The sequence below is a fragment of the Paenisporosarcina sp. NPDC076907 genome (assembly GCF_050269735.1).
Classification (GTDB): domain Bacteria; phylum Bacillota; class Bacilli; order Bacillales_A; family Planococcaceae; genus Paenisporosarcina.
The window spans coordinates 554,834-574,156 of the sequence record NZ_JBNNIX010000002.1; the positions used below are offsets into that span (position 1 = coordinate 554,834).

General features: G+C 40.5%; 21 protein-coding genes, 1 tRNA gene and 1 riboswitch. Of the genes, 1 reads left to right on the forward strand and 21 read right to left on the reverse strand.

Annotated elements, in window-relative coordinates; genetic code table 11:
* Positions 1-193: 193 nt before the first annotated feature.
* From ACQKEV_RS10485 to ACQKEV_RS10535, 11 genes are all read right to left on the reverse strand, one after another.
* Positions 194-267, reverse strand: a tRNA-Arg gene (locus tag ACQKEV_RS10485).
* Positions 268-339: 72 nt separating this feature from the next.
* Positions 340-849, reverse strand: a complete 510-nt coding sequence (locus ACQKEV_RS10490) for a metallophosphoesterase (protein ID WP_427445262.1) — start codon at positions 847-849, stop codon at positions 340-342.
* A gap of 12 nt (positions 850-861) precedes the next feature.
* Positions 862-1,458 (reverse strand): XTP/dITP diphosphatase, encoded by a 597-nt coding sequence (locus tag ACQKEV_RS10495; protein ID WP_427445260.1) that lies wholly within the window; start codon positions 1,456-1,458, stop codon positions 862-864.
* A complete protein-coding gene (gene rph, locus ACQKEV_RS10500) occupies positions 1,455-2,213 on the reverse strand; it encodes a ribonuclease PH (protein ID WP_427445257.1) in 759 nt (252 codons plus the stop codon). Before rph ends, ACQKEV_RS10495 begins: the two co-directional genes overlap by 4 nt.
* Before the next feature lie 101 nt (positions 2,214-2,314).
* Positions 2,315-3,112, reverse strand: a complete 798-nt coding sequence (racE, locus tag ACQKEV_RS10505; RefSeq protein WP_427445254.1) for a glutamate racemase — start codon at positions 3,110-3,112, stop codon at positions 2,315-2,317.
* 10 nt (positions 3,113-3,122) lie between these two features.
* On the reverse strand, positions 3,123-3,587 hold the full coding sequence (locus ACQKEV_RS10510; RefSeq protein ID WP_427445251.1) for a MarR family winged helix-turn-helix transcriptional regulator: 465 nt from the start codon (positions 3,585-3,587) through the stop codon (positions 3,123-3,125).
* Positions 3,588-3,663: 76 nt separating this feature from the next.
* On the reverse strand, positions 3,664-3,888 hold the full coding sequence (locus ACQKEV_RS10515) for a helix-turn-helix domain-containing protein (RefSeq protein ID WP_024534303.1): 225 nt from the start codon (positions 3,886-3,888) through the stop codon (positions 3,664-3,666).
* 62 nt (positions 3,889-3,950) lie between these two features.
* Positions 3,951-4,397 carry an acyl-CoA thioesterase gene (locus tag ACQKEV_RS10520; protein ID WP_427445248.1) on the reverse strand — a complete coding sequence of 149 codons (447 nt, stop codon included), beginning with the start codon at positions 4,395-4,397 and terminating at the stop codon, positions 3,951-3,953.
* Between the two features lie 364 nt (positions 4,398-4,761).
* Entirely contained in the window at positions 4,762-5,535 is a 774-nt protein-coding gene (gene sdhB / locus ACQKEV_RS10525; protein WP_427445245.1) for a succinate dehydrogenase iron-sulfur subunit, read from the reverse strand.
* Between the two features lie 5 nt (positions 5,536-5,540).
* Positions 5,541-7,295: a succinate dehydrogenase flavoprotein subunit gene (gene sdhA / locus ACQKEV_RS10530; RefSeq protein ID WP_427445243.1), complete on the reverse strand. Its 1,755-nt coding sequence runs from the start codon at positions 7,293-7,295 to the stop codon at positions 5,541-5,543.
* Between the two features lie 51 nt (positions 7,296-7,346).
* Positions 7,347-7,958 carry a succinate dehydrogenase cytochrome b558 subunit gene (locus tag ACQKEV_RS10535; RefSeq protein ID WP_427457867.1) on the reverse strand — a complete coding sequence of 204 codons (612 nt, stop codon included), beginning with the start codon at positions 7,956-7,958 and terminating at the stop codon, positions 7,347-7,349.
* Between the two features lie 275 nt (positions 7,959-8,233).
* Between ACQKEV_RS10535 and ACQKEV_RS10540 the strand changes: the two genes are divergently transcribed.
* The gene (locus ACQKEV_RS10540; protein WP_427445239.1) at positions 8,234-8,653 is read left to right on the forward strand and encodes a YslB family protein; all 420 of its coding nucleotides are present in this window, start codon (positions 8,234-8,236) and stop codon (positions 8,651-8,653) included.
* Positions 8,654-8,883: 230 nt separating this feature from the next.
* On the opposite strand, the gene ACQKEV_RS10545 is transcribed toward ACQKEV_RS10540, so the two are convergent.
* The 10 genes from ACQKEV_RS10545 to ACQKEV_RS10590 form a co-directional block, all read right to left on the reverse strand.
* Complete coding sequence (locus ACQKEV_RS10545) at positions 8,884-9,255, reverse strand: DUF1992 domain-containing protein (protein WP_427445236.1); 372 nt, start codon at positions 9,253-9,255, stop codon at positions 8,884-8,886.
* Between the two features lie 67 nt (positions 9,256-9,322).
* A complete protein-coding gene (locus ACQKEV_RS10550) occupies positions 9,323-10,546 on the reverse strand; it encodes an aspartate kinase (RefSeq protein WP_427445234.1) in 1,224 nt (407 codons plus the stop codon).
* Between the two features lie 102 nt (positions 10,547-10,648).
* Positions 10,649-10,828, reverse strand: a riboswitch (Lysine riboswitch).
* Between the two features lie 88 nt (positions 10,829-10,916).
* Positions 10,917-12,707, reverse strand: coding sequence for an excinuclease ABC subunit UvrC (gene uvrC, locus ACQKEV_RS10555; RefSeq protein WP_427445232.1), 1,791 nt, complete (start codon positions 12,705-12,707; stop codon positions 10,917-10,919).
* A gap of 92 nt (positions 12,708-12,799) precedes the next feature.
* The gene (gene trxA / locus ACQKEV_RS10560; protein ID WP_427445230.1) at positions 12,800-13,114 is read right to left on the reverse strand and encodes a thioredoxin; all 315 of its coding nucleotides are present in this window, start codon (positions 13,112-13,114) and stop codon (positions 12,800-12,802) included.
* 572 nt (positions 13,115-13,686) lie between these two features.
* A complete protein-coding gene (locus tag ACQKEV_RS10565) occupies positions 13,687-14,661 on the reverse strand; it encodes an electron transfer flavoprotein subunit alpha/FixB family protein (protein ID WP_427445228.1) in 975 nt (324 codons plus the stop codon).
* 37 nt (positions 14,662-14,698) lie between these two features.
* On the reverse strand, positions 14,699-15,472 hold the full coding sequence (locus ACQKEV_RS10570) for an electron transfer flavoprotein subunit beta/FixA family protein (RefSeq protein ID WP_427445226.1): 774 nt from the start codon (positions 15,470-15,472) through the stop codon (positions 14,699-14,701).
* 25 nt (positions 15,473-15,497) lie between these two features.
* Positions 15,498-16,271: an enoyl-CoA hydratase gene (locus ACQKEV_RS10575; protein ID WP_427445224.1), complete on the reverse strand. Its 774-nt coding sequence runs from the start codon at positions 16,269-16,271 to the stop codon at positions 15,498-15,500.
* Positions 16,272-16,289: 18 nt separating this feature from the next.
* Positions 16,290-16,871 (reverse strand): TetR/AcrR family transcriptional regulator, encoded by a 582-nt coding sequence (locus ACQKEV_RS10580; RefSeq protein ID WP_427445223.1) that lies wholly within the window; start codon positions 16,869-16,871, stop codon positions 16,290-16,292.
* Between the two features lie 89 nt (positions 16,872-16,960).
* Positions 16,961-18,658: a long-chain-fatty-acid--CoA ligase gene (locus tag ACQKEV_RS10585; protein ID WP_427445220.1), complete on the reverse strand. Its 1,698-nt coding sequence runs from the start codon at positions 18,656-18,658 to the stop codon at positions 16,961-16,963.
* A 215-nt stretch (positions 18,659-18,873) separates the two neighbouring features.
* Positions 18,874-19,287 carry a DUF350 domain-containing protein gene (locus tag ACQKEV_RS10590; RefSeq protein ID WP_427445218.1) on the reverse strand — a complete coding sequence of 138 codons (414 nt, stop codon included), beginning with the start codon at positions 19,285-19,287 and terminating at the stop codon, positions 18,874-18,876.
* Between the last annotated feature and the right edge of the window lie 36 nt (positions 19,288-19,323).

A 19,323-nucleotide genomic window follows, 5' to 3' on the forward strand; every position in this document is an offset into this window, starting at 1 on the left:
CTCGCATCTTTGAGGAGCTCACTTCTGTATTAAAACAATAGCTTGTGTAAATCTTGTGTAAAATCCTACTCTAAGCTTTTTTATAACTATCACATGATTCCTCCTAAACATAAAAAAACGCCACAAACCCTGTAATACATAGGTTTGAAGCGATTCCCTTCGGTTATTAATATATTCAATTATAACCTTTATACGTCCCAGGAGGGATTCGAACCCCCGACCGACGCCTTAGAAGGGCGTTGCTCTATCCAGCTGAGCTACTGAGACTTGTGTGTTTCAGTTCTCTTCAGAAATGAAAGACAATACTTATTATAGAAATGCTACCACCAAAAGTCAACGTTATTTTTCATTAATTTTAAAAGTTACTTGTTCTAGCGTTTCATGTTTATCCGAAAAGAATGTCACAGTCCATTTCACTGGGGACTTTTCAATGATTCCATAACTTTTTTCCTTGCGCCCTCTAGGCAATTCTAAGCTTCCTGGATTGACAAATACTGTGCCACAAACCTGCTCTGCACCCAGTAAATGCGAATGACCGAACAATACCAAGTCAGCGTCATATTCCTGAGCACGATAACTGATTGGCAGCATGGTCGATTTTACTTGGTATAAATGACCATGCGCCATAAAAATTTTCACACCGTTTATTTCAGTAAATACTTCTTCGGGAAACGAGGAATCCCAATCGCAATTCCCTTGAACAACAAAAGCCGAATCCAGTGATGCATGACTTGCATCTAGTTCGCTATCCCCGCAATGAAAGATTGCATCTACTGGGCCGACGTGTTGCCTTACCTGATCAATTGACTTTGTTTCACCATGAGTATCACTCATTACTAAAATACGCATGTACTCGCCACCTTATTTCAACAAGTTGGGTAATTCAGCTTTAATTTTTTTAATGGCATTTCCACGATGTGAAATCGCCGCTTTTTCTGAAGGCTGTAACTCAGCCATCATTTTGCCAAGTGTCGGCACAAAGAAGATTGGGTCATAACCAAAGCCATTCTCGCCCTTCTTCTCATGAGCAATAACGCCTTCACACGTTCCGAATGCAGTCTTCGTCTCCATATTAGGTCCTGCCAGTGCAATCGCGCAGCAAAAACGAGCAGTCCGATTTTCGTCTTCTACACCTTCAAGTTCAGTTAACACTTTGCGCATGTTGGCTTCATCACTTTTTTCTTCTCCTGCGTAACGAGCAGAATAGACGCCTGGCGAGCCATTTAAGGCGTCAATTGCTAGACCGCTGTCATCAGCAATGACGAATGTTTGTAAGCGCTCAGCAAGCGCCTCCGCTTTTAGAACAGCATTTTCTTCAAACGTTGTGCCGGTTTCTTCAACGTCCATGTCATTTGCCACATCATGGAGCGTTAAAACTTCAAAACCAAACGGGTTGAAAATTGCTTCGAAGTCTTTCGCTTTGCCTTTATTTTTCGTTGCAATAATTACTTGTTTCATGACAATGCCCCTAGCTTCGGGCTGATTCGGTCAGCCATTTCACCAAGCACTTCTTTCTGGATGGCAATTAACTGCTGAATGCCTTCATCCCCAAGATCGAGCAGTTCATTCAATTGTTGTCTTGTAAACGTTGCTTCTTCACCGGTACCTTGTAGTTCCACAAATTGACCAGAACCAGTCTGGATAATATTCATATCGACATTTGCGGATGAATCTTCAATGTAGTTCAAATCAAGAATCGCTCCAAGTTCACCATCAATTCCTACGCTCGTCGCAGCAAGAAAATCCGTTACAGGAAATTCAGGAAGTTGTTTGTCATCTTGTAACTTAGCAATCGCCATCGTCATCGCAACAAATGCACCTGTAATCGATGCTGTACGTGTCCCGCCGTCAGCCTGGATCACGTCACAGTCAATCCACAATGTGCGCTCACCTAAAGCTTCTAGATTAACGACTGCTCGCAAAGCTCGTCCAATGAGACGTTGAATTTCCATCGTACGTCCACCAATTTTGCCTTTTGACGCTTCACGTTGTGTTCGTGAACCTGTGGCTCTTGGAAGCATCGAATATTCAGCCGTGATCCATCCTTTGCCTTGTCCACGTAAGAAATGTGGTACGCGTTCTTCAATCGTTGCCGTACAAATTACTTTTGTTTGTCCTACTGTTATTAATACGGAACCTTCCGGATGTACCAAATAATCCGTCTCGATTGTTACTGGTCTCAGTTGTTTAGTATTTCGTCCATCATGTCTCATTTGTTAATTGCCTCCTTATATACCTTCGCGCACTTATCGTATCACATATGCTTTAAACGAATCAAAACCCGGAAATTCCTCTTTCAAGGAATTCCAGGTTTTTATTGAAATGATATTTGTTGAATCTTTGGGTTTTCGATTTCAAGCCATTTCGTAATAATGGTCTTGAACATCGGTATGGAACCTGTTGTATAAAATATGTGCGGCTGCCCGCTTGGGTGTTCTCTTTGCTTCTGGTAATAGTTGAGGATCGCGTCCACTTCGTCTGCCGTTTCTTCGGCTGATGAAAGAACTTTCACATGTGGACCAACCGCCCGTTCAATATGATCCTGTAATAACGGGTAATGTGTACACCCTAAAATTAACGTATCAAATGATTCATTCTGCAGTGGTTCAAGTGTTTTTTCAACTAAAGCTTTCGCAAAGTCACCTTCATATTCGCCACTTTCTACAAGTGGTACGAATGCGGGGCAAGCAAGTGGAACAGTATGACATGAAGACGACAAAGCCTTTAAAGCCAACTCGTAAGCACCACTTTGAATAGTACCTACTGTACCTAAAATACAGACTTCAGAACGTCTTGTAGCTTTTATAGCTGCTCGGGCCCCGGGGAAAATAACTCCTACGACAGGGAACGGGCAATATTTTTGTAAGGATTCAAGTGCGACCGCTGTTGCTGTATTACACGCGACAACGAGCATTTTTATGGATTGCGCTTTTAGTGCTTCCGCCAATTGCCATGTGAATTTCCGCACTTCAGTTGCTGAACGCGGTCCATATGGGCATCTCGCTGTATCTCCAATGTAGAGGAATTGTTCATTGGGCAATCGTCGCATTAGTTCTTTGACAACCGTTAAGCCGCCAACACCTGAATCGATCACGCCGATGGGTGCATTCACGAGATTCGCCTCAATCCTCTTTCATTTCTACATGAAGTTTTTGAAGAAGGCTCGACAACTTCTGCACTTCTGAAGCATCAAAATCAGAGAGAATATCTTGCAAATAATCTTGACGTTTTTGAATAACTTCTTCAATCACGCGTTCGCCTTCTTTTAATAAATGAATGCGAACGACGCGTCGATCTTGCTCATCACGTACACGCATGACAAGTTGGTTCTTTTCCATTCGGTCGACCAAATCCGTCGTCGTACTGAATGCCAAATACATTTTTGTCGAAAGATCACCAATCGTCATGTCCCCATGTTCAAACAACCATTGCAATGCAACGAATTGAGGTGGGGTTACCGTATAGTTACTTAAAATCTGACGACCTTTTTGTTTGATAATGCCTGATATATAACGAAGTTCTTTTTCCAGGAAAGCTACTTGTTCCTGGTTATGGTGAAGTTCTTTGTTCGAAATTTGCTCTGTCATGTGCTAAATCCACTCCCTGAATACGGTTACTTGTGTATTCATTGTGACGTCTTTTGTGGAAATTGGCAAGACCTACTCAGTCTAGTGCTAATTCGCCAAGTCGTAAAAGTTCGAGTATTGCTTGTGATCTCCCGGATACGCCCAACTTCTGGATGGTATTCGAGATGTGATTTCTCACAGTTTTCTCACTGATTTTGAGTTGAATGGAAATATCTTTCGTTGAATAATCACGCACTAACAATTGAAAAATTTCTCTTTCTCGTCCGGTCAATAATGAACGATGATGTGCTCGTTCTGACAAAATACGCCCCTCCTATCCACTCTTCCTTGTAACGTATGTCAGAAGATAAAAGGCGGTGACGGCTAATTGGGTAGGAATAACGATTTTTCTTCTTCCGTCCACGGAAAACCCTTGCCAGTTGCCTTGCTTATTTGGACAATTGTTCCTCTACCCGTGAAAACAGTTTGCCCTTTTTCGTTTGTTGCATGGTAATGAATATCCACTGAAGAAGAACCCACTGAATCTGCCTTTACATGAATCTGAAGCTTTTCATCAAAGAAAACCTGTTTAACATAATCGCACTGCAAGTCCGCGACGACCGGAATCGTCGTCCCTTTTGGATCCAGCCAATCATTCATCAAGCCAATGTGTTTCAGATATTCAATTCTCGCAAACTCGAAATAAGAAAAGTTATATGTATTGTTCAGATGTCCATACATATCCGTTTCACTGAAACGCACTTGAACCGGTACTGAAAATTGGAACCCACTTGCCCATTGCTCTGGGTCTTGGATGTAAGATGCACGCATAATGAATAACTCCTTTGATTTATATATTTTATGAATGGCGATTCATTGTTGATGTTATTGTAACAAAGTTTCTTTACAAGAGGAAAGAATTTAATGGATAGAAATGGAGAAATTTGTATAGGGATTGGTGTGGATAGGGGCAACTATGAGATATTGAGGCAACTTCTACCATGATTGGGGCAACTTCTTCCTTCATAGGGGTAACTAACCATTTATCTCCTAATTCTGGCGGAATTACTGGATTGAAAAAATGGCTACGCTTCGATTTCGAAGCTGTTTCAGCAACTTAACGCCCCCCGCACACTTCTTTAAACAAAAAAGCAGCCTCCCGAAAAATGCGGGAGGCTGACAAATTAAGTTCTTCTTAGTCAACCATGTGGTCGCTTCCGAAGAAGTTTTTGAACATTTGAACCGTTGTGTCACGGTTTAGAGCTGCGATAGAAGTTGTCAAAGGAATTCCTTTTGGACATGCTACAACACAGTTTTGAGAGTTACCACAGTTTGCAAGTCCACCATCACCCATGATGGCATTTAGACGCTCGTCTCTATTCATGGCACCCGTTGGATGCGCATTCATAAGACGTACTTGTGATAACGGTGCTGGGCCCATGAAATCTGAATTTGTGTTTACGTTTGGACAAGCCTCCAAACAAACGCCACAAGTCATACATTTAGATAGTTCATATGCCCATTGACGTTTACGTTCAGGCATACGTGGTCCATCGCCTAGATCATAAGATCCATCAATTGGAACCCAAGCTTTAACTTTTTTCAATGAATCAAACATACGTGTACGGTCAACTATAAGATCGCGTACAACTGGGAATGTTTTCATTGGTTCTAAGCGAATAGGTTGCTCCAATTTGTCAACTAGAGCTGTACATGATTGACGTGGACGGCCATTAATGACCATCGAACATGCTCCACATACTTCTTCCAAACAGTTCATATCCCAGTTTACAGGGGTTGTGTGTTTGCCATCTGTATTTACTGGATTACGACGAATTTCCATTAATCCAGAAATAACGTTCATATTTGGACGATAATCTAACTCGAATTTTTCCCAATAAGGTGTAGAATCCGTTGAATCTTGACGAAGGATCTCAAAAACGACGGTTTTAGTTGCTGTTGCGTTCATGATTATTAATCCCCTTTCGATGAATAGTCACGTTTACGTGGTGGAATTAATGAAACATCTATTTCTTCATAATGAATGACTGGCGCTCCAGTAGCTGGATCAAAATTCGCCATAGTTGTTTTCATGAATTGCTCATCATCTCGTTCTGGGAAATCTGGCTTGTAGTGAGCACCACGACTTTCATCACGTAACAATGCACCTTGAGTAATAACGCGAGCTAAGTATAGCATATTTTTCAATTGACGCGCGAAAGTAGCACCTTGATTGGACCACTTTTGAGTGTCATTAATGTTGATATTATTAAATCGCTCAAGAAGTTCTTGAATTTTTTCATCAGTTGCTTGTAAACGGTCGTTATAACGAACAACTGTTACGTTATCTGTCATCCATTCGCCAAGCTCTTTATGCAAGACATATGCATTTTCAGTACCGTCAAGAGACATAATTTCATCCCATTTTTGTTGCTCTGCAGCCGTGTGTGCATCAAAAATTGTTGAAGGCATATCTTCAGCATGAGTTTTTAGTCCACTCATATATTTAACTGCGTTAGGACCTGCAACCATTCCGCCATAAATTGCAGAAAGTAATGAGTTTGCTCCAAGTCGGTTTGCACCATGTTGAGAGTAATCACACTCACCTGCAGCAAATAAACCAGGAATAGTTGTCATTTGATCGTAGTCAACCCATAGTCCGCCCATTGAATAATGGACTGCCGGGAAGATTTTCATTGGAAGTTTACGGGGATCTTCACCTGTGAATTTCTCATAAATTTCAATGATTCCGCCTAGCTTGATATCCAATTCTTTCGGGTCTTTGTGAGAAAGATCCAAGAATACCATGTTTTCGCCGTTAACCCCAAGTTTTTGGTTAACACACACATCAAAAATTTCGCGAGTTGCGATATCACGAGGTACCAAGTTCCCATAACTAGGATATTTTTCTTCAAGGAAGTACCAAGGTTTACCGTCTTTATATGTCCAAATACGCCCACCTTCACCACGCGCTGATTCGGACATTAAACGAAGTTTGTCATCTCCTGGAATCGCTGTCGGGTGAATTTGAATGAATTCGCCATTTGCGTAGGTTGCACCTTGTTGATATACAATTGAAGCTGCAGAGCCTGTATTGATTATAGAGTTTGTTGATTTACCGAAAATAATACCAGGACCACCTGTTGCCATGATGACAGCGTCACCACGGAAAGGACGAATTTCCATAGTTTTCAAGTCTTGAGCCATGATTCCACGACATACGCCGTCGTCATCTAAGATTGCACCTAGGAATTCCCAGTTTTCGTATTTCGTTACAAGACCGTCAACTTCGTAGCGACGTACTTGTTCATCAAGTGCATAAAGCAATTGTTGACCAGTTGTAGCGCCGGCGAAAGCTGTACGATGGAACATTGTTCCCCCGAAACGACGGAAATCTAATAACCCTTCAGGTGTACGGTTGAACATAACACCCATACGATCGAATAATCGAATGATACCAGGTGCTGCTTCTGCCAATGCTTTTACTGGTGGTTGATTTGCAAGGAAATCCCCGCCGTATACTGTATCATCAAAGTGATTGTCAGTTGAATCGCCTTCACCTTTTGTATTTAATGCTCCGTTAATTCCGCCCTGTGCACACACTGAGTGTGAGCGTTTAACAGGAACTAATGAGAATAATTCTACTGTTGTTCCTTGTTCTGCTGCTTTCATTGTTGCCATTAAACCAGCTAGACCACCGCCGACAACAATCAATTTACTTTTTGCCATGATTCATCTCACTCCTCTTTTTAATAGTAATCAAGCAATTTCAGAAACTTATTACATGAATGCAAGAAGTGCACGAACGCCGATTACTGTCAATGCTAAGAAGATACCCATCGTCACGTAAGTTGAAATTCGTTGTGACCTAGGTGATTGAGTGATACCCCAGCTTACCAAGAATGACCAAATACCGTTAGCTAAATGGAATGTTGCAGACACAACACCAACCACGTAGAATACAAACATTAATGGATTTGCTAAAATATCAGCCATCATGTCAAAGTTAACTTCATCAGCACCAATTGCTTTTTGGAATCTTGTCTCGAATATATGCCATGCAATAAACACGACAAGAATAACTCCTGTTACACGTTGTAAAACAAACATCCAGTTACGGAATGTGCCATAACGCTGTGTGTTACTTTTTGCTGTAAAAGATATGTACACACCATAGAATGCATGGAACATTAAAGGAATGTAAATGACAAACCATTCCAAAAATAAAACGAATGGTAAACTTTCCATAAAGTGCGAAGCTTTGTTAAATGCCTCTGGTCCCTGCGTAGCAAAATGGTTAATAACCAAATGCTGTGCCACGAACAAACCTATTGGAATAATTCCAAGTAGAGAATGCAACCGGCGTAAATAAAATTCACTATCTTTCGACAAGACTGTTACCCCCCTCATTACTTTAAAATAGACAGACAAATTTAGACCTTCGTGTAGAACGAAAGCAACATTGACTGCATATCTCATCATGGTACAATATTATGACATGTTTATTGTACTCCCATCATAAGGGAGCGTCAAGGCAAGGTAGCCCACTACATAAGGCATTTATATGCAGGTAAATTCTCGATTCTGCAGTATTTTCACTACCTCGTCCATGGAAATTCTTATATTAAAAAAGTTTGAAGGCAATTTAGCCAGAAAGCGGGATTCATATGACAATAACAGAGGCAAATAAGGTACCCACTTTTGGTTACGAATTAATTCGAGATCATGTACTTTCGACAATTTTAGGCAAACATGAAGAAGATATCTTATATTGGGCAGGAAAAGATCTAGCCCGCAAGTTCCAGATGTTTTCCATGGAAGAAACGGTTTCTTTTTTCGAGGAAGCTGGATGGGGACAATTGAAGATAGAACAACTTTCGAAGGGTGAAGCCTTTTATGTCTTAACTGGCGACCCGGATGCTCTTCAAATCGAAAAACGTTGTTTCCGTCTTGAAGCTGGATTTCTTGCTCAACAGCAACAAAAATTGGGTGGCTTTATGACTGAATGCTTTGAAGAAAAACAACTGAAGAAAAACGCCGTTCAATTCCACGTTAAATGGGACTTGAAAGAAAAAGTTAACTGCTAAAACAGCATGCACCTTTTGTGGTGCATGCTGTTTTTGAGCTTTTTCAGACGTGAACTCTGTTTTTTCAGACGTCACTGCGTTTTTTTCAGACGTCGTGTCACTTTTTTCAGACGTCAACGTAAAAAATTCCGACTGAGCGACCATTCAGTGACTTCAAGGTTACACTTTTCCAACGGTTTCAACCAAGAAAGCGGGCAGACACTTCTAATTGGAGTGTCTGCCCGCTTTTTTCAATCCCACTTTAAACGATTGTTTAATTCGGTTTGATATTGTTTAAAGGCACTGCTATTTGTTTTCATTCCTTTTTTCGATAACATACGGTTCAGTTGTGTAAGTCTTTGATTATACTGCTGTTCCAGCTCTGTTTTTTCACGTTGTGTGGCTTTTTTCATTTGATGCTGCAATTCGCTCATTTCTTCTTTTACGAATTGAGCTTCATCGTCATGCCCTGAGTTCTTCAAAATGCGCATTACCATACGAATATCTTCTGGGTAATGGGCAAATTCATCTGGTGGCAGCGGCTTTCCCGCTCCCGGCAAATTGTCAAACTGCCCATCACGTTGTGCTTTTTTGATTAAATCCTCCACGATATGCCAGTTCATTTCTTTCACTGCCTCTCATGATGATCATGAAACTATTAACCTACTTCCATCATATCATGAAATGTTTTTACACTCGAACTGCAGCTAATCCAAATTCGTCATGCAATGCATTTGTTGCTTGCAACATGACATTTTCAGGCACAACAACCGAAACTTTAATTTCCGAAGTACTGACCATTTTCACCGGAATTCCTTCTTTCCGAAGGCGATCGAACATTTGGGCAGCAACCCCTGGATTTGAAACCATCCCTGAACCCACGATCGAAACTTTGGCCAAGCCTACTTCAAAATTAGTGGACTGGTATCCGAGCTCAGTTTTCTTACTTTCCAATACTTGAACGGTTTCTGCAAAATCCTCTTTTTTAATGGAGAATGAAACGCTTGGTTGCACGCCTTCCATAATACTTTGAACAATAATATCTACGTTTACATGATGTTTTGCAAGTGTAGTGAAAATTTTAGCGAGTGAGCCGTTAAAAGGCACTTCATATCCAACGGTAATCCTTACGATTTCCGGTTCAAATGCCACACCACGCACAACTAAGTTTTTTTCCATCGTTGGTTCCTCCAATAATATGGTCCCTGTATCTTCACTTAAGCTCGAGCGGACACTAAGTGGCATGCAATAATTTTTAGCGAATTCAACTGCACGAGGATGCAAAACCCCTGCTCCTAAGTTAGCAAGTTCCAACATTTCGTCATAGGAAAGCTCCTGCAGTTTTCGTGCACCATCCACATATCGTGGGTCTGATGTATAAATTCCATCAACATCGGTATAAATATCGCATTGGTCTGCGCTTAGTGCTGCTGCAATTGCAACAGCTGTCGTATCCGAGCCACCACGTCCAAGTGTCGTAATCTCTCCATACGCATCCAATCCCTGGAATCCGGCAACAACTACCACTTTTCCGTCCGATAAAGCCTGTTCCATGCGAATCGTATCGATATGTTCAATACGTGCGTTGCGATGAACGGATTCCGTTCCGACTCCTGCCTGCCAACCTGTAAACGATACCGCATCCTGTCCCATATGTTGAAGTGCCATTGTCAACAAAGCAATCGTTACTTGTTCCCCTGTCGACAACAACATGTCCATTTCACGTTTTGATGGTTCAGCTGATAAATCGCCAGCCAGACTCATTAACTCATCTGTCGTTTTGCCCATGGCCGAAACCACTACAACGATTTCATGGCCTTTTGCAGTTTCTCCGATAATTCGTTTTGCAACGTTTCGGATTCTTTCCGTATTTCCGACTGATGTTCCACCAAATTTCATAACAATACGACTCAATGTAAACTCTCCCTTATTTCCAAAGAAGCTAAAAAAAGACAGACTATCCACGAGTAATCGGGAAAGGCTGTCTCCATGCATGTACGTTCAAAAGAAGCGTCCATGTGAGATAGCCCTCCAGAATCGATTAGATTCTGACAATCCTGCATTTGTTCAATGCAAAACCAGCGCGACATCAGAAACAGTATGTCGAACTTCGGCGAATTTCCCTTTCGCTTTCCTTCAAAGGATCTGTTCATCCTCGAGAAAGTTACTGTTGATTTTCGCGCCTCTATCACCACTTATTATTGGTTGTTCAACAAAAGCAGAAGCTCTTTGTCGAACAATCGTTTTAGTGATTCAATTTCAGTGAGTCAACAATATCATATACTCACTCTTTTGACAATGACTCATTTTGAAAATAAGCGGACATGGTTTCCGCGATTTGCAATGGTAAACCTGATTGTTTCAGCTCTTCCACGGAAGCTTCCTTAATACGTTTTACAGAACCGAAATGTTTCAATAACATTTTTTTTCGTTTCGGACCGATTCCTTCGAAACCATCCAAAGCAGACGCAATGGTTTGTTTTCCACGCTGTTGGCGATGGAATGTAATCGCAAATCGATGGACTTCATCCTGTATCCGCTGGAGTAAATAAAAACCTTCACTCGTTCTTTTCAAAGGAATGATTTGTGGTGGTTCGCCATATAACAACGAAGATGTCTGATGCTTCGCGTCTTTAGCCAATCCCGCAATCGGTATGGATAAACCGAGTTCATCTTCAATTACTTCGCGCGCGATTTCCATCTGTCCTTTCCCTCCGTCAATGACGATTAGGTCGGGCAGTGGTAATTCGTCTCTTAATACCCGAGTATAACGTCTGCGAATAACTTCCCGCATCGCCCCGTAGTCATCATGAGCGGCAGCGGTTTTCGTTTTATATTTACGGTAGTCTTTTTTGTTTGGCCTTCCGTCAATAAACGATACCATCGCCGAAACTGCATCTGCTCCGTAAATATGTGAATTATCGAATGCCTCAATTCGTAGAGGCGGTGCAATATCCATTGCTTTTCCAAGCTCTTCAACCGCCCCAATCGTCCGTTGTTCTTGTCGATCAATAAGCTGGAACTTTTCACGGATGGCGATTTCGGCGTTCTTCGTCGCCAAATCGATCATTTGTTTTTTCTTGCCTCGGCTTGGTGAAGCTACTTTTATCTCAAGGAGTTGATTTGCCAGTTGCAAGTCGACGGTGCTTGGTAAAAACACTTCTTTAGGCTTGATATGATGGGGTTTATCATAAAACTGACCAAGGAATGTCAGAAATTCATCGTCAGGATCTTGATATAACGGAAATACAGATACATCGCGTTCGATTAACTTGCCTTGGCGGACAAAGAATACTTGAACACACATCCAACCTTTAGCTACTGCAAAGCCAAAAATATCACGGTCGGTAAAATCATTCGTCGTCATTTTTTGTTTTTCCATAACGGTTTCAATATGTGTGATTTGGTCACGGTATTCCTTTGCTCTCTCAAACTCTAAGTTTTCTGCAGCTGATGACATTTTTTCCGTCAATTCATGTTTCACTTGTTGGTATCCACCATTTAGGAAACGGGTAATTTCATCAATAATTTTCCGATAAGCATCTTGTTCGATTGTTTTTACACATGGTGCAAGACACTGGCCTAAGTGGTAATACAAGCATACGCGATCTGGCAAAGTCGGACATTTCCGCAATGGGTAAAGCCGATCGAGTAATTTTTTCGTTTCACTCGCTGCATAAGCGTTCGGGTAAGGGCCGAAATATTTCCCTTTATCCTTTTTAACAATCCTTGTTGTAATCAATTTCGGATGTTTCTCACCTGTTATTTTAATATAAGGATATGTTTTATCATCTTTGAGCATGATGTTATATTTCGGATCATGCTTTTTGATTAAATTCAGTTCCAAAATCAACGCTTCAATATCTGAAGACGTAACGATATACTCAAAATCTTCTATTTCCTGAACGAGGCGTTGCGTTTTGCCATCATGACTTCCAGTAAAATAAGAACGGACCCGATTTTTCAAAACTTTTGCCTTGCCCACGTAAATAATGGTTCCTTGTCGGTCTTTCATTAAATAAACACCGGGCTGGTCAGGTAGAATCGCACATTTCTGTTGTATTAAGTCATTCATCATTATCATCACCTGTTGAAAAAAACCGGGTGCCCATGGGTACCCGGTTTTAATAATATGTCTTTTACACTATAAAAATTAAAAGCTATAAATTATGCGTGTTTGTTAACTAATTCAGCTAAAGCTTCTTTCGGGTTGAAACCAACAACTTTATCGACAGGTTGCCCGTCTTTGAAAAGTACTAACGTCGGAATTGACATAATGCCGAAATTGCTAGCTGTTTCTTGGTTTTCATCTACATCAACTTTTACGATTTTCACTTTACCATCCATGTCAGCATCTAATTCTTCAAGAACTGGAGCGATCATTTTACAAGGTCCACACCAAGGTGCCCAAAAATCGACTAATACTAAGCCGTCTGAAATTTCACTTGAAAAGCTTTGATCTGTTCCGTGTACAATTGCCATATTAAAACATCCTCCTCTAAATACAAACTCTAAACGTAGTATAGCATGTGGTAAATACTGCTTCTACTTTTTTGCTCAACCTTTTGATAGCCAAAATGAACAAGATGAACACTAAGCAATGAAGCTGAAGCGATATTTATCATGTACCCGTTTTTGTTCAATTTCAAAACAAATATTTGCAACACTTACTCTGTTTTTACACACATTTACGCTGGTCGCACGATTTACGTGTGATAACAAGTATGTAAAAAACATACTTGTGGAATTCACTGTTCAAAGAATACGTGCTCCTGCGGTTACTTGTCGCATAAAAGATTGCTCCAGCGGTTACTTGTCACAAAGAATTCGACCAAACTCCCTTTGGACGTATTCTTTCTTGTGGCATGCAGGAGCAAATGTCCTCTTTTTTAAGCAACTTCCGACTTTTGGAGCAACTCTTCGAAAATAGGAGCAACTTTCAATAATTTGGGAGCAACTTTTCAAATTTGGGAGCAACTTTCGCGATTTTGGAGCAACTCACATAAACACAAAAAAACTCCGCAAGCTTTCGCTTGGCGGAGTCAATTTCACGATTAGTTAGCTTTCAATTTCTTGAATTCTTCAGTCAACATTGGGATGACTTCGAACAAGTCACCGACAATCCCATAGTCTGCTACTTTGAAAATGTTTGCTTCAGGATCTTTGTTGATTGCAACGATGATTTTTGAGTTAGACATACCAGCTAAATGCTGGATCGCTCCAGAAATACCTGCTGCAATGTAAAGATCCGGTGTTACAACTTTACCTGTTTGACCAATTTGAAGTGAGTAATCACAGTAGTCAGCGTCACATGCACCACGAGATGCACCAACAGCGCCGCCTAAAAGATTTGCAAGTTCTTTTAATGGTTCAAAACCATCTTCGCTCTTCACGCCACGACCACCAGCAACAATTACTTTCGCTTCTGATAAATCTACGCCTTCAGTTGATTTACGTACAACTTCTTTAATGACAGTGCGCAGGTTTGTGATGTCCACAGATAATGATGATACATCGCCAGTTCGGCTAGCATCGTGAGCTAAAGGCTCAATATTGTTAGGACGAATTGTGATGAAATCAATACCGTCTTTGATTTTCACTTTTTCAAATGCTTTACCAGAGAAGATCGGGCGGATAAATACTACGTCTGCGCCTTCTCCTTCGATATCAGTTACATCAGAAACAAGACCTGATTTTAATTTACTTGCTACTTTTGGTGATAAGTCTTTCCCTAATGCTGTGTGTCCGAAAACAACTGCATCCGGGCTTTCACTTTCAACAACAGCCATAAATGCTTGGCTGAAGCCGTCAGATGTATATGATTTCAAATGTGGGTGCTCGACAGTGATAGCACGGTCAGCTCCATAATGAATCATTTCAGTTGCTAGAGATTGAACAGAGTCTCCTAAAAGAACTGCTACTACTTCTCCGCCGCCTGAAATTTTCTTAGCAGCAGCGATAGTTTCAAAAGATACATTACGTAAAGCACCTTCACGTGCTTCTCCCAGTACGATTACTTTTTTTGTCATGATGTGTTTCCCTCCAATTACAAATCTTCAGATTCGATTAAACGACTTTTGCTTCTGTGCGAAGTAATTGCACCAATTCTTGTACTTGGTTTGAAAGATCGCCTTGCAGTACGCGACCTGCTTCTTTTTTAGGAGGCAAGTAAATTTCGATTGTCTCCGTTTTCGCTTCTACATCATCCTCATCGATATCCAAATCATCCAATTCCACTTCTTCAAGTGGTTTCTTTTTCGCTTTCATAATACCCGGTAAAGATGGATAACGAGGTTCGTTCAAACCTTGTTGAGCTGTAACTAGTAATGGCAATGAAGTTTCAAGAACTTCGGAATCGCCTTCCACATCACGTACGATATTGACTTGTGTTCCATTGATTTCTAATTTCGTAATTGTTGTTACATAATTGATGTCCAATAAGTCAGCAACACGTGGTCCAACTTGACCAGATCCACCATCAATTGCAACGTTACCAGCTAAAATTAAATCTGGGTTTTTATCTTTTAAGTAATCTGCCAATATTTGAGCAGCAGTAAATTGGTCCATTTCATCCAAATCATCTTCTGTGTTGATTAGAACAGCTTTATCAGCGCCCATTGCAAGAGCTGTACGAAGTTGCTTTTCAGCGTCTTCCCCACCCATTGTCAATACCGTCACTTCGCCGCCGTGAGCGTCGCGGACTTGGATCGCTTCTTCAATTGCATATTCATCGTAAGGATTAATGATGAATTCAGCGCCGTCTTCCTGAATTTTGCCACCAGAAACGACAATCTTTTCTTCTGTATCAAATGTACGTTTTACCAACACATAAATATTCATGTTGCAGGCCTCCCAATACTTTTCATTATTTTCCTTTGAACGATGGTTCGCGTTTTTCGATAAATGCTGAAATGCCTTCTTGAGCATCTTCCGAAACGAAAACGGTTCCAAAAGATTGCGCTTCAGCTTTCACACCTTCATCATAAGCGTACGTTTTTGCAAATTGTAACATGTCTATTGCTGCTTTCATTGCAACTGGGCTCTTCTTCGCAATTTTACTTGCTAGTTCCATAGTTTTGGCTAATAATTCATCTTCCGCATATGCACGGTTTGCCAATCCCCATTGAACCGCTTCCAATCCGCTGATTGGTTCGCTTGTTAGCAACATTTCTGCTGCTTTCGGCATTCCAACTAAACGTGGTAAACGTTGAGTGCCCGCAAAACCTGGAATCAGGCCAAGCTGTAGTTCCGGCAGTCCAAGTTTAGCATTTTCAGATACGATGCGCATGTGACAGCTCATCGCAAGTTCAAGTCCTCCACCAAGTGCCGCTCCATGAATGGAAGCAATCACAGGTTTTGAGAATCTTTCAACGCGTTCAAAAATTTCTTGACCGCTTGCAGCTAATGCAGAAAACTCTTCCCCAGTTTTTATTGAAGTAAACTCTTTAATATCTGCGCCTGCTGAGAAGAAACGTCCTTCCCCGTGCAAAACGATGACACGAACGCTGTCATCATGCTCGACAACACTCAGCAATTCGTTTACTTCGAGAATAAGTGCTCGTGATAACGCATTTGCCGGCGGTCGATTAATCGTTACTTTCGCAACGTAATTTTCTACAGTCCAACTCAAAAACTCCATACAAGCCCATCCCTTCACTTATGATTTCATACCACTCATTAATAAACGATGAACTTTAGGTGCCAATTTCATCAAATCGTACTTCTGTTCATTCATCACCCAAGTAGTAATCGTCTCATCAATTGTACCAAAGACCATGTGTCTCGCAAGACGAATATCTAATTCTTCTTGAAATTCACCATTTTCCAATCCTTCAATTAAAATATCATCAAGCAACATTAAGTACTCTTTTAACACTTCATTGATTTTCATGCGAATTTCTTTATTGGATTGTCTCAGTTCCAATTGAGTGACGATGGCTAAATGATGATCTGTAGCTAATACACGAAAATGATTTTCCACCATTTTCAATAGTTTTTCGGATGATGTTGATCCATCACTTATGATTTTTTTTAGGTTCTCAACAAATAAACCCATTTTTTCTTGGAAGACAGAAATTAAGATATCTTCCTTGTTTTTAAAGTACAGATAAATGGTTCCATCAGCGACGCCTGCTTGTTTCGCGATTTTAGAAACTTGTGCTTGGTGATACCCATTTTCTGCAATCACTACTACGGCTGCGTCGATTATTTGTTTAAATTTCGGTTTGTCTCGTTTCATAGATACCACCACCAAAAAAGATGAAATTATGAATGAGTGTTCATTCACAATTTCATCTTAAACTGAAGTACAAACGTTGTCAAGAATTGTTACGACGTTGCACTTGCTTCTCTATATTTTTCTTTTTCTTCTTCAACTAAAGAGCGTCGAAGAATTTTACCTACTGCTGTTTTCGGTAACTCTTTTCTGAATTCGTAAATTCTAGGAACTTTAAATGCTGCGAGGTGTTCTCTGCAGAAAGCGTTCAATTCTTCTTCTGTAACATGTTGGTCTTCTTTTAATACAACATATGCTTTGACGGTTTCTCCACGATATGGATCAGGTACACCGACAGCGACACATTCCTGGATAGCTGGATGTTCGTAAAGAACTTCTTCAATTTCTCGAGGATAGATATTGAATCCACCTGCAATAATCATATCTTTTTTACGGTCTACAACGTAAAAGAATCCTTTTTCATCCATATACCCTAAGTCACCGGTCAATAACCATCCATCGCGCATTGTATTTTCAGTATCTTCTGGACGGTTCCAATAACCTTTCATGATTTGTGGTCCGCGTACACAAATTTCTCCTATTTCTCTAGAAGGCATTGGCTCTGTAGAATCCACTTGGAAAATCGCCGCTTCTGTATCTGGCCAAGGAACACCGACAGAACCTTTAATTCGTTCATTATCCCAAACAAAATTTGCATGTGTCACAGGAGAAGATTCAGTCAAACCATATCCTTCAACAAGTTTCCCACCAGTTATTTTCTCAAACTTTTCCTGAATTTCCACTGGCAATGGTGCCGAACCACTCAAACATGCTTGAATGGAGGATAAATCATATTTAGCAATATCCGGATGATTTAATAGGCCGATATAAATGGTAGGTGCTCCTGGGAACAACGTCGGTTTCTGTTTATCTATCGTTTTCAAAGCAGAATCTACATCAAATTTCGGTAATAATACCATTCGGTTACCTAGCATGACAGAAAGAATCATAACGGTTGTCATACCATACACATGGAAAAATGGCAGGATACCCAAAATCGTTTCTTCACCTTTTTTACATCGATACAACCAAGCATCACACATCGAAGCGTTGGAAATCAGGTTTTTATGGGACAACATAACGCCTTTCGGGAATCCGGTTGTACCTCCTGTGTATTGCAAAATCGCAATATCTTCTTCAAAGTCAAAAGGTACTTCTATTTTTTGTGCTTTGCCGACCTTCATCACTTCCGGGAACAAGTGATTCATGCCTCTATGTTCGACTTTTACGGAGAATCCGTATTGTTTCTTTTGAATGAACGGATAAATTAAATTCTTTGGGAAAGGCAAGTAATCTTTTATTCCGGTAATAATGATGTTTTCTAAATTTGTTTCCTTAATTACTTTTGAAATACGAGGGAATAAAATATCGAGTGACAAGATTGCTTTAGCGCCAGAATCTTTCATTTGATAAGCAATTTCTCTCTCTGTATAAAGCGGATTTGTTTGGACGACGATACCACCTGCATAAAGAATGCCATAGTACCCAATCACATTTTGAGGACAGTTCGGCAACATGATAGCCACTCTGTCACCTTTTTGAATTCCGAGTGAACGTAAATAGTTAGCAAACTTCAACGCAGATTCGTAGAGTTCTTGGTACGTCAAATCTTTCCCAAGAAAATGAATCGCAACTTTTTCCGGATAATCACGGTAGGCTCTTGTCAGATATTCCTGAACCGGAATAGGATCGTACGAAAGCGTATGAGGAATCTCTGGTGGATACTGAGACAACCATGGTTTTGCCGTCATTTTATTTTCCCCCTTTTTAATCGTTTGAATATTCCTATTCTTTATTATAGAGAAAAATGAATCCGCTTACAATAAAATGAGAAAAAAGCATGGGACATTTTACACATCCCATGCTACTAAAGTTATTGTAAATATAAATAAACGATGCCCACGATGAAAAAAACAACGCAGACCCCGAGCAAAATTTTCGCTAATTTTTCCAAATCAATCCGCTCCTAAGAAATACTTGCGCCAATAACAAATGACAGACCTACTGAAATAGATAATGAAATGAACCCAACGGATCGATTGTCATTTTCAATTTCACGGTCGATATTAAATTTTGGCGTTAAAAATTCAAACAAAAAGTATGCTACGACGAGCAATCCGAAACCGTATAAACCCCAACCCATCATTTCAGGCAAAGAATTATGATTTTCAATGGAATAACGAAAAATATTAGCAACTCCAAATATTTTCCCGCCTGTCGCCATTGCAACTGCGACATTTCCTTTTTGAATCTCTTCCCAGTTTTTATATTTCGTGACGATTTCAAATACGACCATTGTCAAAATTAAACACAACACGACCACACTGAAATAACCTGCTGTCTCTACTAATGGGTGTTGCCAAAAATCCATACCTAACATATGTTAACTCCTTTAAACGTTTGTAGCTTGTACGTT

Bases quoted from the DNA above. Each gene is read 5' to 3' on its own strand.
- sdhA (WP_427445243.1), bottom strand. From the start codon at position 7,295: ATGGCAAAAAGTAAATTGATTGTTGTCGGCGGTGGTCTAGCTGGTTTA.
- ACQKEV_RS10520 (WP_427445248.1), bottom strand. From the start codon at position 4,397: ATGCGTGCATCTTACATCCAAGACCCAGAGCAATGGGCAAGTGGGTTC.
- ACQKEV_RS10495 (WP_427445260.1), bottom strand. From the start codon at position 1,458: ATGAAACAAGTAATTATTGCAACGAAAAATAAAGGCAAAGCGAAAGAC.
- ACQKEV_RS10575 (WP_427445224.1), bottom strand. From the start codon at position 16,271: ATGGAGTTTTTGAGTTGGACTGTAGAAAATTACGTTGCGAAAGTAACG.
- rph (WP_427445257.1), bottom strand. From the start codon at position 2,213: ATGAGACATGATGGACGAAATACTAAACAACTGAGACCAGTAACAATC.
- ACQKEV_RS10590 (WP_427445218.1), bottom strand. From the start codon at position 19,287: ATGTTAGGTATGGATTTTTGGCAACACCCATTAGTAGAGACAGCAGGT.
- ACQKEV_RS10545 (WP_427445236.1), bottom strand. From the start codon at position 9,255: ATGAACTGGCATATCGTGGAGGATTTAATCAAAAAAGCACAACGTGAT.
- ACQKEV_RS10510 (WP_427445251.1), bottom strand. From the start codon at position 3,587: ATGACAGAGCAAATTTCGAACAAAGAACTTCACCATAACCAGGAACAA.
- sdhB (WP_427445245.1), bottom strand. From the start codon at position 5,535: ATGAACGCAACAGCAACTAAAACCGTCGTTTTTGAGATCCTTCGTCAA.
- ACQKEV_RS10540 (WP_427445239.1), top strand. From the start codon at position 8,234: ATGACAATAACAGAGGCAAATAAGGTACCCACTTTTGGTTACGAATTA.
- ACQKEV_RS10585 (WP_427445220.1), bottom strand. From the start codon at position 18,658: ATGACGGCAAAACCATGGTTGTCTCAGTATCCACCAGAGATTCCTCAT.
- trxA (WP_427445230.1), bottom strand. From the start codon at position 13,114: ATGGCAATTGTACACGGAACAGATCAAAGCTTTTCAAGTGAAATTTCA.
- ACQKEV_RS10490 (WP_427445262.1), bottom strand. From the start codon at position 849: ATGCGTATTTTAGTAATGAGTGATACTCATGGTGAAACAAAGTCAATT.
- uvrC (WP_427445232.1), bottom strand. From the start codon at position 12,707: ATGAATGACTTAATACAACAGAAATGTGCGATTCTACCTGACCAGCCC.
- ACQKEV_RS10570 (WP_427445226.1), bottom strand. From the start codon at position 15,472: ATGAATATTTATGTGTTGGTAAAACGTACATTTGATACAGAAGAAAAG.
- ACQKEV_RS10580 (WP_427445223.1), bottom strand. From the start codon at position 16,871: ATGAAACGAGACAAACCGAAATTTAAACAAATAATCGACGCAGCCGTA.
- ACQKEV_RS10565 (WP_427445228.1), bottom strand. From the start codon at position 14,661: ATGACAAAAAAAGTAATCGTACTGGGAGAAGCACGTGAAGGTGCTTTA.